The organism is Sessilibacter corallicola (assembly GCF_021290925.1).
Taxonomy (GTDB): domain Bacteria; phylum Pseudomonadota; class Gammaproteobacteria; order Pseudomonadales; family Cellvibrionaceae; genus Sessilibacter; species Sessilibacter corallicola.
Window position 1 is genome coordinate 979609 of the sequence record NZ_JAJSLX010000001.1, and the last position, 15824, is coordinate 995432.

A 15824-nucleotide genomic window follows, 5' to 3' on the forward strand; every position below is an offset into this window, starting at 1 on the left:
AGCCAGCGTACGCTGGCTTTTTTGTTCTGAATGGCAAGCTCAACAAAAGCTAATCAGACATAACGAACATCGTCAATTTCGTATTCAACTTCACCACCTGGGGTGCGAATCGCTACGATGTCGCCAATCTCTTTGCCAATCAAACCGCGAGCAATGGGCGAGTTAACCGAAATTTTGTTGGCTTTAACGTCAGCTTCGTCGTCGCCAACGATCTTGTAGCTCAGCGCCGACTCGTCTTCAATATTGATAATATCGACGGTCACACCGAAAATTACTTTGTCGCTGGCAGGCATTTGAGTAACGTCAATAATTTGAGCATTGCTGAGTTTGCCTTCAATTTCTTGAATACGACCTTCACAAAAACTTTGCTGTTCACGCGCCGCGTGATATTCCGCATTCTCTTTTAAATCACCGTGCTCACGAGCTTCTGCAATCGCCTCAACAATGCGCGGACGGTCTACTTTTTTCAAATGCTCTAGTTCCGCTTCAAGGGCTTTTGACCCCTCTACGGTCATTGGGTATTTAGTCATTGTTTTCCTTGGATTTAGAATCACTGCCTGTGTGGATTGTTACCAAGGCAGTGATCAAATTAATGGCAGACGCTTATTGACTTACACTAGGGCGTGAAGTTCTTGAAGCCTGCGAACGATTGTGTCGCCGCTGTGACGCAACGCATTACAAACCGCCATACCACCAGCAAGCGTTGTGGTGTAGTAGACGGAATGCGCCTCAGCGCTACGGCGGATATCCGCAGAGTCACGAATAGCGACCTTACCTTCAGTGGTATTAACCACCAAATCTACCTCATCGTTCTTGATCAAATCAACAATATTTGGTCTGGCCTGATTCACTTTATTGACCGCTGTCACTTCCAAACCTAGCTCAGAAATCGCAGCTGCGGTTCCAGGAGTTGCAACAATCTTGAATCCTAAATCCAAGAACTCTTTCGCCATTTGACCGATATTAGGTTTATCGAAGTCGCGAACACTCAAAAATACCGTGCCACTTTCAGGAATCGCATCACCAGCACCTTTTTGCGCTTTGGCATAAGCTTCTGCAAAGGTTTCGCCAACTCCCATCACTTCACCGGTAGATTTCATCTCTGGGCCGAGAATTGGATCAACAGCTGGGAATTTATTGAATGGGAATACGGCTTCTTTAACGCTGTAATAAGAAGGAATTACCTCTTTAGTGAAGCCTTGAGACTCCAACGACTGCCCCGCCTGACAACGAGCAGCAACCTTCGCCAAGGAAATACCGATACATTTTGATACAAACGGCACAGTACGTGAGGCGCGTGGGTTCACTTCGATAACGTAAATCTCGCCACCTTGGTAAGCCAACTGTACGTTCATCAAACCAACCACACCCAATTCAAGCGCCATGCGTTTTACTTGATCACGCATTTGGTCTTGAACGTCATTTGGCAGTGAGTACGGCGGTAAAGAACACGCGGAGTCACCAGAATGGACACCACATTGCTCAATGTGCTGCATGATTGCGCCAATCACAACCACTTCACCATCAGACACGGCGTCGATATCGACTTCAATTGCCGAGTTTAAGAAGTGATCCAACAACACTGGCGCGTCATCAGATACCTGAACCGCTTCACGCATATAGGTGACAAGCTCAGACTCTTTATGAACGATTTCCATAGCACGGCCACCCAAAACGTAGGACGGACGAACCACCAATGGATAACCTACCGCTTCTGCTTTGCGAAGCGCTTCTTCGGTGGTGCGAACAATGGCATTGGACGGTTGTTTTAAACCCAAACGCTCAATCATTTGCTGGAAACGCTCACGGTCTTCAGCACGATCGATCGCTTCAGGTGACGTACCAATAATCGGCACACCTTCCGCTTCCAAAGCACGAGCCAGTTTCAGTGGGGTTTGACCACCAAACTGAACAATCACACCTTTTGGTTTTTCTTTGTGAACAATTTCAAGCACGTCTTCAAGCGTTACCGGCTCGAAATACAAACGATCGGACGTATCGTAATCGGTAGAAACGGTTTCTGGGTTACAGTTCACCATAATGGTTTCGTAGCCGTCATCGCGCATCGCGAGAGCGGCGTGAACACAGCAGTAATCGAACTCGATGCCCTGACCGATACGGTTTGGACCGCCACCGAGCACCATGATCTTGTCACGATCACTCGGGTTAGATTCACACTCTTCTTCGTAAGTGGAATACATGTATGCTGTTGATGTGCTGAATTCTGCCGCACAAGTATCAACGCGCTTGTAGGTTGGCATTACGCCCAACTTACGACGCTGATTGCGCAGCGCTTTTTCACTCACGCCAAGCAAGCTCGCCAAGCGTACATCGGAGAAACCTTTGCGCTTGAGATAAAACATGGTTTGAGCGTCGATTTCAGCCGATGGCTTGCTCGCCAATTGGTTTTCGATATCGACCAATTCTTCAATTTGAACCAAGAACCAACGATCAATTTTTGATGCGTTGAATACTTCATCCACACTCATACCGGCGCGGAAAGCATCAGCGACATACCAAATTCGGTTCGCACCTGGTGTGCTTAAATCGCGGAAAATTTGTTCTTTTGCGTCGTCAGACCCGAGATCAACGATAGGTTCAAAACCTGCTGAGCCAACTTCCAAACCACGCAATGCCTTTTGCATGGATTCTTGGAAAGTACGGCCGATGGCCATGACTTCACCCACAGATTTCATTTGCGTGGTTAAACGCGCATCTGCTTCACCAAATTTTTCAAAGGTGAAACGAGGAATCTTGGTAACAACGTAATCAATGGACGGCTCGAACGACGCAGGCGTTGCGCCACCGGTGATGTCATTTTTCAGCTCATCTAAGGTGTAACCAACCGCTAATTTCGCTGCAACTTTTGCAATCGGGAAACCAGTCGCTTTTGATGCCAAGGCAGAAGAGCGAGAAACACGCGGGTTCATCTCGATCACAACCAAGCGGCCGTTATCAGGATTTACTGCAAACTGAACGTTAGAACCACCGGTTTCAACACCGATTTCACGCAAGACGGCCAGCGAGGCGTCACGCATGATTTGCAACTCTTTATCGGTCAACGTCTGTGCCGGTGCAACCGTAATGGAGTCACCCGTGTGAACGCCCATTGGGTCAAAGTTTTCGATGGAACAAACGATAATGCAGTTGTCGTTTTTATCGCGAACCACTTCCATCTCGTACTCTTTCCAGCCGAGTAAGGATTCGTCGATCAACAATTCATTGGTTGGGGAAAGATCCAAACCGCGAACACAAATCTGCTCGAACTCTTCCCAGTTGTAGGCGATACCGCCACCGGAACCACCCATAGTGAACGATGGCCGAATAATTACCGGGAAGCCCAAACGCTTAGGCACTTCCATCGCTTCATCGAGAGTGTGTACGATTTCCGCACGTGCACACTCAAGACCAATGCGTTTCATGGCTTGGTCGAATAGGTTTCGATCTTCGGCTTTGTGAATGGCTTCGTAGTTCGCACCAATCAGCTCAACGTTGTACTTTTCAAGAATGCCGTTTTCGTGCAGATCCAGCGCGCAATTCAACGCCGTTTGACCACCCATGGTTGGCAGAATCGCATCTGGGCGTTCTTTTTCGACAATTTTCGCAACGGTTTGCCACTCGATAGGCTCAATGTAAGTAGCGTCGGCCATGGCCGGATCGGTCATGATGGTTGCCGGGTTGGAGTTGACGAGAATGACTCGATAACCTTCTTCACGCAACGCTTTACACGCTTGTGCGCCAGAGTAGTCAAACTCACACGCCTGACCGATAACAATTGGGCCGGCACCAATGATGAGAATACTTTTAAGGTCGGTTCTTTTTGGCATAGCGAAAAATCTGTATGTCTCTTAAGTTTTCAGCGCAATTCAAATCGCTGCTGATAAATTATTCGGTGTGACTTTGCGTCGTTGGTGATATTTGCGTTGCTGGCAATAACCGTTGGTTGGTTACGCCATCATCTCTACAAACTGATCAAACAACGGTGCTAAATCGTGCGGCCCTGGGCTTGCTTCTGGATGCCCTTGGAAACTGAACGCTGGATGCACAGTGCTGGCAATTCCTTGAAGCGAGCCGTCAAACAACGATTTATGAGTGACCTTGAGCGTTTCCGGCAAGCTGGTTTCATCCACAGCAAAACCGTGGTTTTGCGAGGTAATCATCACCTTTCCGCTTTCGATGTCTTGCACCGGATGGTTACCGCCGTGGTGGCCAAACTTCATTTTTACCGTTTTCGCACCGCAGGCAAGGCCCAACAATTGATGGCCCAAGCAGATGCCAAACGTTGGAATGTTGCTCGCAAGGATTTCTTTGATCGCCTCGATGGCGTAATCACAAGGCTCTGGATCGCCGGGACCGTTGGATAAGAACACACCGTCTGGTTTCATCGCAATCACCTCTGAAGCCGGTGTTTTTGCAGGTACAACCGTGAGTTCACAGCCGCGCTCAGCCAACATTCTCAGAATATTGCGCTTCACACCAAAATCGTAAGCAACCACTTTGTATTTGGGCGACTCAATATCACTGTGACCTTCACCAAGCTTCCAAACACCTTCTTTCCATTCGAACGGCTTTTCGGTGGTCACTTCTTTAGCGAGATCCATTCCCTTGAGACCCGCGAAGGATTTCGCCATCTCAAGTGCTTTCGCTTCGTCCACATCGCCGGCCATGATGCAGCCGTTTTGCGCGCCTTTGTCACGAAGAATTCGGGTCAATTTACGCGTGTCAATATCACAAATTCCCAGGATGTTGTGTTTCTCAAGGTATTCGTCTAATGACTGTTGATTGCGGAAATTGCTGGCAAGTAATGGGAAATCGCGAATAATCAAGCCTGAGCACCAGAGCTTTTCACGCTCTTCGTCTTCGCTGTTGGTTCCGGTATTACCAATGTGTGGATAAGTTAAAGTGACTATCTGACGTGCGTATGAAGGGTCGGTAAGTATCTCTTGGTAGCCCGTCATGGATGTATTGAAAACCACTTCCCCTACGGAAGCACCCTGTGCACCAATGGATCGTCCGCGAAAAATCGTGCCATCTTGCAGAACCAATACGGCGGGTTTTAATTCCCCAAAAAACAAAGCTGCCTCCTAACTCAGAGCACCTGTGTTGACAAGAATCTAGGTTCATCTCAACAACACAGAATTAAGATGAAATACAACACCAATAATAGTTGGTGAATTAAAAAACTTTTACTACTTTACGTGTCGGCAAAGGCCAAATTTTTGCCGAACACTACCGCCACACAAACTGCGCGGTGTCCGGAGATTGAAGCCTCGGGATTTTTTAGTTCAAGACAGGTGATTTACTGCTACCTATCTTTTTTGAAACACATTCGCGTACAAAAAAGCGAGACAAAGCTATTTGCTTCACCTCGCTTTTACAGACTGTGGATTGGCTCCGTAACGGATGCCACATTCCAGCGTATTACGTTTGGTTACAGGCGCACTTACTGTTTGTTCAAACTTTATCACTTATTCAAAATAGGGCGATAATTTTGAACGTAGCAAAATTACCAGCGACCAGAGCACGTCTTTTATTTAGATACCTAAATAAATCCAATTAATGTGGATTTAGGCCCTGCCTATAAATGATTTAGCTGCCTGAAATTAACGGCGCATTTTAGTGAATCGGCCGAGACTTGTCCACGTCAAAGCAGAATAAAATACCCAGAAAACAATCTCAGCTCGACACGCATTCACACACTGAACCGCTTAAGCCTCCAGAACAGGGAACAGCAACAGCCAAAACTCAATGTTGAAAAGTGCGCAAGAAAAGCAGAAAAGTGAGCAACGGTTGCCACTCACTTTTCGTATATTAGGAAGGGGGTAAGGTTAAGACTAAGACAGACCTAACACGTCTTGCATGTCGTAAACGCCCGGCTCTTTCTTCACCAACCAAGTTGCAGCGCGAACGGCACCGTGCGCAAACGCCATACGATTAGAAGCTTTATGAGTTACTTCAAGGCGTTCACCGTCAGCCATAAACATCACCGTATGATCACCAACCACATCGCCACCGCGAACGGTTGAGAAACCAATAGTATCTTTGCGGCGCGCACCAGTAATGCCTTCACGAGCAAACAGGGCAAACTCTTTAAAATCCAAATTGCGAGCTTTTGCAATGGTTTCACCCATCACCAATGCGGTACCAGAAGGTGCATCAACCTTGTGACGGTGATGGGCTTCGACTATTTCGATATCCACATCTTCATCAACCGCTTTAGCAGCCAACTCTAATAATTTAAGACTGATGTTCAAACCCGTGCTGTAGTTTGCGGCAATGCACATTGGAATTTTTGAAGACAGCTCAGTCAGCTGTTGCTTTTCTTCGTCGGAAAAGCCGGTCGTTCCCACAACAATAGGGGTGCCGTTATCTGCGCAAATTTGCGCATTGGCTAATGTCGCACTCGGAGTGGAAAAATCGATAATCACTTCTGTGCGAGAAATAATAGAGGACAAATCCCCAAGCACAGGAACACCAATACGGCCAACACCCGCAACTTCACCCGAATCATTACCAATTAAACTAGAACCTGGATGATCTAGCGCACCCACCAAAGAAGTTGCTTTGTTGGTATGCACAGATTCAACAAGCATTTTACCCATTCGGCCGCAAGCACCGGTTATTGCAATCGCAGTTGTCATTTTTCTCTCCGTCAAATTCAAGAAAACTCGATCAGGTCATCGAGTTTCTCGCGATACAGTGGCGTGTCGTCAATTTATAAAACACTCAGAACTTTTACTTGAGTGTATTAGAGCTTCATATCACCGAAGAAATTTTTCATTCCTTCAAACCACGTGCTTTGTTTAGGGCTGTGTTTGTCGTCGGTCACCAACGCCTTAAATTCACGCAGTAGCTCTTTTTGTTTTGCCGACAAGCTCACCGGAGTTTCAACCAATACGCGGCACATCAAATCACCCGTTGCTCCGCCGCGAACAGGTGAAACACCTTTGCCGCGCAAACGGAACAATTTACCGGTTTGAGTTCCCTCTGGAACCTTGAGCTTCACTCGACCATCCAGCGTCGGAACTTCCAACTCACCACCAAGCGCCGCATCGACAAAACTGATCGGCACTTCACAGTATAGATTGTTTCCTTCACGCTCGAAGATGGAATGTGGGCGAATGTTCATCTGAACGTACAAATCACCCGCCGGACCGCCATCGGCTCCCGCTTCACCTTCGCCAGCCAAGCGAATGCGATCGCCAGTATCAACACCAGACGGCACTTTTACAGACAGAGTTTTTGTTTCTTCAATACGGCCGTGACCGTGACAATCGGTACAAGGATCGGAAATAACCTTGCCGCTACCGTGACAATTAGGACAGGTTTGCTGAACAGAGAAGAATCCCTGCTGCATGCGCACCTGGCCGTGCCCACCACAAGTGGTACAGGTTTTTGGAGTTGAGCCTTTTTTAGCACCAGTTCCGTCACAGGTTTTACAGGCAACCAGTGTTGGGACTTTGATTTTCACCGTTGTGCCACGAACCGCGTCTTCTAAATCCAAATCCAACGTGTAACGTAAATCCGAACCACGCGCAGGGCCTCCGCGACCGCCGCGACCACCACCGCCAAAAATATCGCCGAAGACATCGCCGAAAATGTCGCTAAAGTTGTTGAAACCACCGCCCGCACCACCAGCGGATTGATCGACACCGGCATGACCGTACTGATCGTAAGCTGCACGCTTTTGATCGTTCGAGAGCACTTCGTAGGCTTCGTTAGCTTCTTTAAACTTTTCTTCCGCCGCTTGGTCATCGGGATTACGGTCGGGGTGGTACTTCATCGCCACACGACGATAGGCTTTTTTCAGGTCTTTATCTGAGACACTACGGTCTACGCCGAGAATTTCGTAATAATCGCGTTTGGACATGGATAATGATTCTGCGTGATGGTTGGATTACTGTTGTTCGAGCGTGGTTAATCACGAAGACAACCTGAGTATTTGCAGCAATTGGCGGACGCTGTTCACGGTTAAGAAGGGAAACAACGCAAAACCAAGTACAATTTTGGTAATGACTACAAACAGCAAACGCGGGCAAGCCCGCGCTGGAAAACAACGAATTTGAAGCGGAGCACCGTCGGCGCTCCTAAACCTGCCCTTTTTGGCTTTCGCCGAGCAGGTTTTAAGACTTATTTTTTATCGTCTTTAACTTCTTCAAACTCCGCGTCTACCACGCCGTCATCGGCTTTTTTATCGTCGCCGCCAGGAGCTGCACCAGGGCCTGCGTCACCGCCAGCTTGCTGCTGTTCTGCGTACATTTTTTGAGCCAAAGAGCCAGAAGCTTCGGTCAATTTGTTCAACGCAGCTTCCATTGCAGCCTTGTCGTCGCCTTTAACCGCAGTTTCAGCTTCTGCGATTGCAGCTTCGATAGCGGTTTTCTCTTCTTCGGTCGCTTTGTCGCCAGCTTCCGATAAAGTTTTGCGAGTGGCGCTGATCAAACCGTCAAGGTTGTTACGCGCTGAAACCAACTCTTCGAATTGCTTATCAGCTTCAGCGTTCGCCTCTGCGTCGCGTACCATGTTTTCGATTTCGTCATCGCTCAAACCAGAAGACGCTTTAATGACAATAGACTGCTCTTTGCCAGTCGCCTTGTCTTTTGCGCTTACGTTCAAGATGCCGTTGGCGTCGATGTCGAAGGTTACTTCAATTTGTGGCATGCCGCGTGGTGCTGGTGGGATGTCAGCCAAATCGAAACGACCCAAAGATTTGTTTTGTGCCGCTTGCTTACGCTCACCCTGAACTACGTGAATAGTTACCGCAGTTTGGTTGTCATCAGCAGTTGAGAACACTTGTGATTTCTTAGTAGGAATCGTGGTGTTTTTCTCGATTAACGGAGTCGCAACACCACCCATGGTTTCAATACCAAGCGTTAGCGGGGTTACATCTAACAACAATACGTCTTTCACGTCACCAGACAGTACCGCACCTTGAATTGCTGCACCCATAGCAACTGCTTCGTCTGGGTTTACATCGCGGCGCGCTTCTTTACCGAAGAACTCAGCGACTTTTTGCTGAACCATTGGCATACGAGTCTGACCACCTACCAAAATCACATCGTCGATTTCAGAGGTAGAAAGATCAGCGTCAGCAAGTGCTTGTTTTACAGGCGCCAGTGAATTAACCACCAACTCTTCAACCAAAGACTCAAGCTTGGCGCGAGTTAATTTAACAACCAAGTGCTTAGGACCGGTTGCATCAGCCGTGATGTAGGGCAAGTTAACTTCGGTTTGCTGGCTAGAAGACAATTCGATTTTGGCTTTCTCTGCCGCCTCTTTTAAGCGCTGCAATGCCAATGGGTCATTGTGAAGATCAATGCCGTTTTCTTTCTTGAATTCATCGGCCAAGTATTCGATCAAACGTAAATCGAAATCTTCACCACCGAGGAAAGTGTCACCGTTAGTCGCCAATACTTCGAACTGGTGCTCACCGTCTACATCAGCGATTTCGATGATAGAAATATCGAAGGTACCACCACCCAAGTCGTAAACAGCGATGGTGCGATCGCCTTTGGCTTTATCCATACCGTAGGCTAACGCTGCTGCGGTTGGCTCATTGATAATACGTTTTACGTCTAGGCCCGCGATTTTACCTGCGTCTTTGGTGGCCTGACGCTGAGAATCGTTGAAGTATGCAGGCACAGTAATTACCGCTTCGGTAACGGTCTCACCAAGGTAATCTTCCGCAGTTTTCTTCATTTTTTTCAAAACTTCAGCGGAGATTTGTGGCGGTGCTTTTTTCTCGCCTTTAACTTCAACCCACGCGTCACCGTTATCGGCAGCGGCGATGGTGTAAGGCACCATAGAAATGTCTTTTTGCACGACGTCGTCAGTAAACTTACGGCCGATCAAACGTTTTACCGCAAATAGCGTGTTAGTTGGGTTAGTGACTGCCTGACGTTTTGCGCTCTGGCCAACTAGGATTTCGTTATCATCGGTAAATGCTACGATTGAAGGGGTGGTGCGATCGCCTTCTGCGTTTTCAATAACCTTTGCTTTTTCACCTTCAAGTACACTCAAACATGAGTTAGTTGTACCCAGGTCGATACCAATAATTTTGGCCATCTGTTATCTCCAAAAAATCGAATAAGTTTCTTACGTTCCCGCGCGGTCTGATTCGCGCTGTGGGCAATTTTTTTGCTTGTTGTCTATATTGGCGCGCCTTGATTGATTTCAAGACTCATTGCAAGGAAAAATCTCGCAAATTTTCCGCCTGATAAATTCAGCCGATCACTTAGGCTTTGGCGACGACAACCATCGCTGGGCGAACTAAACGTCCGTTTAGGGTGTAGCCCTTTTGAAAAACATTAAGCACAGTATTTGGCTCAACGTCTGGGTTTTCCACCATCGTCATTGCCTGGTGCAAATTCGGGTCAAACGGCTGTCCTTCAGGATCAACCACTTCAAGATTGTTTCGGCCTAACGCATCGACAAGCGTCTTTAACGTCAACTCAACACCTTCAAGTAAAGGCTTAGATGCTTCGTCAGCACCTTCGAACGACTGAACCGCACGCTCTAGGTTGTCGGCGACCGGCAACATATCGTTGGCAAACTTTTCAACGGCAAACTTATGTGCTTTTTCAACGTCTTGCTCAGCGCGACGTCTCGCATTTTGCACTTCGGCTTGAGCACGAATCACTTGTTCTTGAGCTTGAGCAAGTTGGTCTTCCAACTCTGCAATTCGAGAATCCAACGCTTGCTCTTCATCGCCAGCGCCGTGCTCGGTTTCTTCTGATTCGACTTCCACTTCTGGGTTAACCGCTTCGCCCTGTTCTTGCGAAGTTACTTTCTCTTCTTCGTTGGACACCATTCACTCCGATATCTTTAAGGGTTAGGTTCGCTAAGCTCCACCCTATATGGGGTCTTGCCAGTGTCCTTCAAGGGCAGTTTTTTTGATTTGTCAGCAATTTTTTGCGGAAAAAATCGCCGACAACACTATCTCCACAATCGAACTTCCCGATCTGGCAACGGCTGTTAAACAACCGAGCACAGCAACTCGCCATACATTCTCGATCAACAATTGGTGACAAATTCGCAAATCTGATAAAAAAATCATCATCAAGCTCTTGGCGTAAACCAACAAAATACTGTATAAATAAACACTATTGTGATGGCGCGATCTTCAGTGAACTTTTCCTCCCCCAAGCGGGATCGCAAGAACTGCATATTGCACACTCACACATTTGCACACTCAAAAATTGTCGCTCGAACCCTTGAGCCAAGCGCGACTTAACACCAAGCGCGCGCAATCAACAACAATGCAGTCAGCTTCTAGAGGAATCCGACTCCGTGTTAACTCATCTCAGCATTCAGAATTTCACCCTGGTCGATAAACTCGATTTAGAAATTTACCGTGGAACGACTGCCGTAACCGGTGAGACCGGAGCGGGCAAATCCATCATGCTCGATGCACTCGGCCTTGCATTAGGTGACCGAGCCGACGCCGATCGCGTGCGACACGGCAGCTCAAAAGCCGAAATTTCAGCGTCCTTTGATGTGAGGAAAATTCCCGCCGCCAAAGCTTGGCTCAACAAACTCGATTTAGACGATGGCAATCACTGCATTTTGCGACGCGTCGTCACCGCAGAAGGTCGCTCGCGCGGCTACATCAACGGCCAACCAACAACCATGAGTCAGTTGCGTGAACTCGGCGATATGTTGATTGATATCCACAGCCAGCACGAACACCAATCGCTGTTAAGAAAAGACACTCACAGAAAACTGCTGGATGAATTTGGTAATCTTTCTTCCCTCACCGATAAAGTCGAGTCCGCTTACAAATACTGGCATTTGTTACGATCGAAACTCAACGATTTACAGCAGCAGTCTCAAGAAACCGAGCAACGCCAGCAGTTATTGAGTTTCCAAGTTGAAGAGCTGAATTTAATCGATCTAAAAGAAGGCGAGCTAGAAGCACTGGAACAAGAGCAAAAAAATCTTGCCAATGCAGAATCCAACTTACACGCCTGCCAGCAAGTCATCGACATTTCCCAGCAAGAGGAATACGGGCTGGATAACCAATTGCGCTTGGCCATTCACAAGCTTGGCGAATTGGCGCAAGACCACCCGCCTCTTGCCAACGCTCTGGAATTAATGACCAGCGCGGAAATTCAAATTCAAGAAGCCAATAATGCAATTGGCGATTTCGTCAGTGCGACCGAAATTAATCCCGAACGTCTCGAAGACGTTGAGCAGCGTTTGTCGTGTATTTACCAATGCGCACGCAAACACAAAGTACACCCAAGCAAGCTAATCGAGCTGCACCAAGCTTTGTGTGACGAACTCGAAAACCTAACCAGCGTTGAACGCCTGAACGAACTCATTGAAGCGGAAATCCAGGCAAAACAGGCGTACCTCGATATTGCCGAGGTCTTATCCGATGAGCGAAAAAAAGCGGCCGAGAAACTCACCAAAGCAGTGAACGGTCAGCTCAAAAAGCTCGCCATGACGAACGCTCGCTTTGCCATTGCTTTATCGCCGTTAAATGAAAAGCTCAGCGTACACGGCCTTGAGAACATCGAGTTTTTAATCAGCACCAACCCAGGCAATGAACCCAAAGCGTTGGCAAAAGTGGCCTCCGGCGGCGAGCTGTCTCGAATCAGCCTTGCCATTGTGGTGGTCACTGCAAAAACGTCGCGCATTCCCACGCTTGTTTTCGACGAAGTTGACGTTGGCATTGGTGGCGAAACCGCAGATGTTATCGGCTCGTTACTGAGAGAACTCGGAAAACGTGGTCAGGTTATTTGCGTTACTCATCTCGGCCAAGTTGCGGCGAAAGCCCATCAGCATTTTCAAGTAGAAAAGCAGTTCAGCCGAAAAACAACGTCGAGCCGACTTATTTCTCTGGATGAAGATCAGAAAATTGCTGAAATCGCCCGCATGATCGGCGGCAAGCAAAGCGAGCAGTCTTTAGCGCACGCCAAAGCTATGCTGAACCATTAACAGAACGTCAAACAGACAACTAATTAGAAGAAAAAAGAAAGAGAGAAAGGAAGAAGGGGCAAGAATCAGAATCGGATTCAGAGAGGAACAATCAAAACCAGAGCGCGCTCATCGACAGCGCGCTCCAAGAAACTTAGCCTTCTTTACGGCGAACGTATAAAACCAGGCTGTGGCCGGTCAGTTCAAAACCATTTTCTTCGGCAATTTTCTCTTGCAGATGCTCAATTTCTTCGCTGTGGAACTCAATCACTTCACCAGTATCCACGCAAACCATGTGGTCATGGTGATCACCACGATCAAGCTCAAAAACTGAATGACCACCATCAAAATTGTGGCGCTCAACCAATCCAGCACTTTCAAATTGAGTTAAAACTCGGTAAACCGTTGCCAAACCAACGTCTTCACCAGATTCCATCAGTGATTTGAATACATCTTCTGCGCTCAAGTGGCGCTGCTCGGAAGATTCTAATATTTGCAGGATTTTGACCCTTGGCAATGTAACCTTAAGACCTGCCTTTCTAAGTTCGTGATTTTCCACGTTTATTTTATCCCCGAGTCTATCCAGAATTAAATCGTTTGAGTATTATCCCCGTTCGTTTTCGAATGTGGAACCCCTACTATGCAAAAAACGGTACGCCTGTTGTTAACCGCTATCCTGTTAAGTGCGTTAGGTGGTTGCTCCTATCTCAAATTTCCGGGTGTTTATAAAATCGTTATCCAGCAAGGTAACGTAATCACGCAAGATATGATCGACGAACTTGAACCGGGCATGACCCGACGTCAGGTCCGCTTTGTTTTAGGAACACCACTTATTGATGATCCATTTGCCGATGATCGCTGGGATTACTTTTACAGTTTCACCGACCCCAATGGCCGAGAGTTCAGCCATTATGTCACCGTAGTTTTTCAAGACGATAAATTACAGTACTTGGTCGCGAGTGAGGAATTTAAGATTCCCGAAACATTGTTACCAGAGAATTCCCAAGAGACGGTCGAAGCACCGACTGCTAGCAACAACGAAGACGACAATAGTTCAGAAAACTCGTCAGAAAGTTCTGATTATTAACGTCTCATCTAGCGCCTAACCTTATATTTTCTAAGGAAATTCAGAGACCTACATAAGCATGATAGGTTATCTTGAAGCTTCCTGCGACACAGGGATGTGCCGCTCACTTCTATTTTTTGCAAATTTGTCTTCTGACTAAACCGCAAATAACCCGCCCAAGCCCGATTATTCAGGGCTTATTTAGATCGATATTAACGTATTATTTTTATTTAAGTTCTTTACAAGAAACTGGCGCTTACGCCTATTCAGCCTTTTACTTTTTTGCTGATTTTTCCGCTCTGCGTCGGCGTGCTTCTTTCGGATCCGATTTTAACGGGCGATAAATTTCAACACGATCACCGGCTTGCAGCACATGTTGATTCGGTGCCTTTAATCCTTTGGTGCCAAGTGCCTGACCAAAAATACCCATCTTTGCTGAGGAGATATCAATTTCAGGAAACTCAGACGCAATACCCGATTTTTCGACGGCTTCGAGTGCCGTGGTTCCTTCTTCTACTTCAAGAGAGAGGATTTTCTGCCGTTGAGGTAATGCGTAGGCAACTTCAACCACAATAACGTTTACGTGTGACATGTTTTTAAAACTATTCTAATAACAATAAGACTTTATTGGTTTCAAACTTATTGAAACCGTTAGTGTGCTTGGTACTTATATGTTCAGTACTCAATCGCGAACATCATTTTACTTAAACTCAAATTACCCAAACTCAAAAACAAGTAAGGCTGTTCGCCGTTTTATGTTTCCGATTAGAGCATGAATAACCGCAAACACTTAATCTGAATACTTTCTATAAATAAACTAATTTACTCGTCAATTAGCCATAAATATTCTAGGTGTATATTTGTTTGGCTCTACGACACAAAGATTCCACTTGATGAGTGGCAACAGTTTCAAACAATTTACCTGCGGCCATAGCCACCAATTTATTTTTGAACTCAAATTCTAATCGTAGCTGAACCTTGCAAGCTTGGTCTTTTAATTGTTTGAAACTCCAGTGGCCACGGAAGTATTTAAACGGGCCGTCAACCAACTCCAAACCGATTTCATTGGGTTCAGTCATGGTGTTGCGTGTAGTAAAGCTCTGGGTAATTTTCGCCTTGCTCAACTCCAAACGAGCAACCACCCAATCCTGCCCTTGCTCCAAAATAGTCGCGCCACTGCAACCGTCCATATACTCAGGATAACGTTCGATGTCTTTGACCAAATCAAACATTTGACGATCGGAAAAATTAACGAGGGCGGATCTTTCTACAGTTGTCACGATAGTTACCAAATTCTTAAATTAGCTTGAACAGTGTTCTTTAGACAGCCAAAGCTGCCAAGACGCTGCAATCGTCCACAGCACCAGTTCAACAGGCAGAACCGGCGCAAACACCCGATTCATCGCGAAAACTGATTCAAAACTGCTTAAAATCAAACAAAAACCCTTACATTCGGTGATTTGCAAGAATTTCTGGCGGCATTGACGGATTCTTTCGTCATAAGGCCAAGGGCGATTGTAGAGTTCTGCCTTAGCACTGCCAAGGATTGATTCTACACGGTGACGCAATCAACAAACTGTAATGATCAGTCAAAAACAGCACCCAAACACCCAACTTGAGCAAATTCTCAAAACACCTGACTGGCCAGATAAACCGGTGTTGTTTTGAAATACGCACCATAAACCGTATTGGATAGGTAACGTTAGAAACCCAACGAGCACGAGTTATAGCCGATTTACGTTGAGAACAGAAAATACCGGCCTCCAAACGCCCCATTCTCGAACGACAAATCCAAACTGCTTTTACCAGCAACTCTCTGTTTTTTAGTCTTCTAACACAA

General features: G+C 46.8%; 13 protein-coding genes. 2 read left to right on the forward strand and 11 right to left on the reverse strand.

The genetic code is table 11. The annotated features are described in order from the left end of the window. Positions 1-53: 53 nt before the first annotated feature. From greA to grpE, 7 genes are all read right to left on the reverse strand, one after another. Positions 54-530, reverse strand: a complete 477-nt coding sequence (gene greA, locus LU361_RS04095) for a transcription elongation factor GreA (protein ID WP_233087073.1) — start codon at positions 528-530, stop codon at positions 54-56. Between the two features lie 81 nt (positions 531-611). Further along, entirely contained in the window at positions 612-3827 is a 3216-nt protein-coding gene (gene carB, locus LU361_RS04100) for a carbamoyl-phosphate synthase large subunit (protein ID WP_233087080.1), read from the reverse strand. Positions 3828-3947: 120 nt separating this feature from the next. Next, on the reverse strand, positions 3948-5075 hold the full coding sequence (gene carA / locus LU361_RS04105) for a glutamine-hydrolyzing carbamoyl-phosphate synthase small subunit (RefSeq protein WP_233087083.1): 1128 nt from the start codon (positions 5073-5075) through the stop codon (positions 3948-3950). 759 nt (positions 5076-5834) lie between these two features. Continuing rightward, positions 5835-6641 (reverse strand): 4-hydroxy-tetrahydrodipicolinate reductase, encoded by an 807-nt coding sequence (gene dapB, locus LU361_RS04110; RefSeq protein ID WP_233087084.1) that lies wholly within the window; start codon positions 6639-6641, stop codon positions 5835-5837. Between the two features lie 107 nt (positions 6642-6748). After that, the gene (dnaJ, locus tag LU361_RS04115) at positions 6749-7870 is read right to left on the reverse strand and encodes a molecular chaperone DnaJ (protein ID WP_233087085.1); all 1122 of its coding nucleotides are present in this window, start codon (positions 7868-7870) and stop codon (positions 6749-6751) included. Between the two features lie 260 nt (positions 7871-8130). Continuing rightward, positions 8131-10062, reverse strand: coding sequence for a molecular chaperone DnaK (gene dnaK / locus LU361_RS04120; protein ID WP_233087086.1), 1932 nt, complete (start codon positions 10060-10062; stop codon positions 8131-8133). Between the two features lie 169 nt (positions 10063-10231). Beyond that, a complete protein-coding gene (gene grpE, locus LU361_RS04125; RefSeq protein ID WP_233087095.1) occupies positions 10232-10807 on the reverse strand; it encodes a nucleotide exchange factor GrpE in 576 nt (191 codons plus the stop codon). 479 nt (positions 10808-11286) lie between these two features. On the opposite strand from grpE, the gene recN reads away from it, so the two are divergent. Beyond that, entirely contained in the window at positions 11287-12939 is a 1653-nt protein-coding gene (gene recN / locus LU361_RS04130; protein WP_233087096.1) for a DNA repair protein RecN, read from the forward strand. A gap of 133 nt (positions 12940-13072) precedes the next feature. Here recN and fur read toward each other — a convergent pair whose 3' ends face one another. Further along, on the reverse strand, positions 13073-13483 hold the full coding sequence (gene fur, locus LU361_RS04135) for a ferric iron uptake transcriptional regulator (RefSeq protein WP_233088197.1): 411 nt from the start codon (positions 13481-13483) through the stop codon (positions 13073-13075). A gap of 75 nt (positions 13484-13558) precedes the next feature. On the opposite strand from fur, the gene LU361_RS04140 reads away from it, so the two are divergent. Beyond that, positions 13559-14005 (forward strand): outer membrane protein assembly factor BamE, encoded by a 447-nt coding sequence (locus LU361_RS04140; RefSeq protein ID WP_233087097.1) that lies wholly within the window; start codon positions 13559-13561, stop codon positions 14003-14005. A gap of 253 nt (positions 14006-14258) precedes the next feature. Here the strand turns inward: LU361_RS04140 and LU361_RS04145 are convergent, their stop codons facing one another. From LU361_RS04145 to LU361_RS04155, 3 genes are all read right to left on the reverse strand, one after another. Then, positions 14259-14576 carry an RnfH family protein gene (locus tag LU361_RS04145; protein ID WP_233087098.1) on the reverse strand — a complete coding sequence of 106 codons (318 nt, stop codon included), beginning with the start codon at positions 14574-14576 and terminating at the stop codon, positions 14259-14261. Positions 14577-14832: 256 nt separating this feature from the next. Continuing rightward, positions 14833-15264: a type II toxin-antitoxin system RatA family toxin gene (locus tag LU361_RS04150; protein WP_434064652.1), complete on the reverse strand. Its 432-nt coding sequence runs from the start codon at positions 15262-15264 to the stop codon at positions 14833-14835. A gap of 21 nt (positions 15265-15285) precedes the next feature. After that, positions 15286-15552: a hypothetical protein gene (locus tag LU361_RS04155; RefSeq protein WP_233087099.1), complete on the reverse strand. Its 267-nt coding sequence runs from the start codon at positions 15550-15552 to the stop codon at positions 15286-15288. Between the last annotated feature and the right edge of the window lie 272 nt (positions 15553-15824).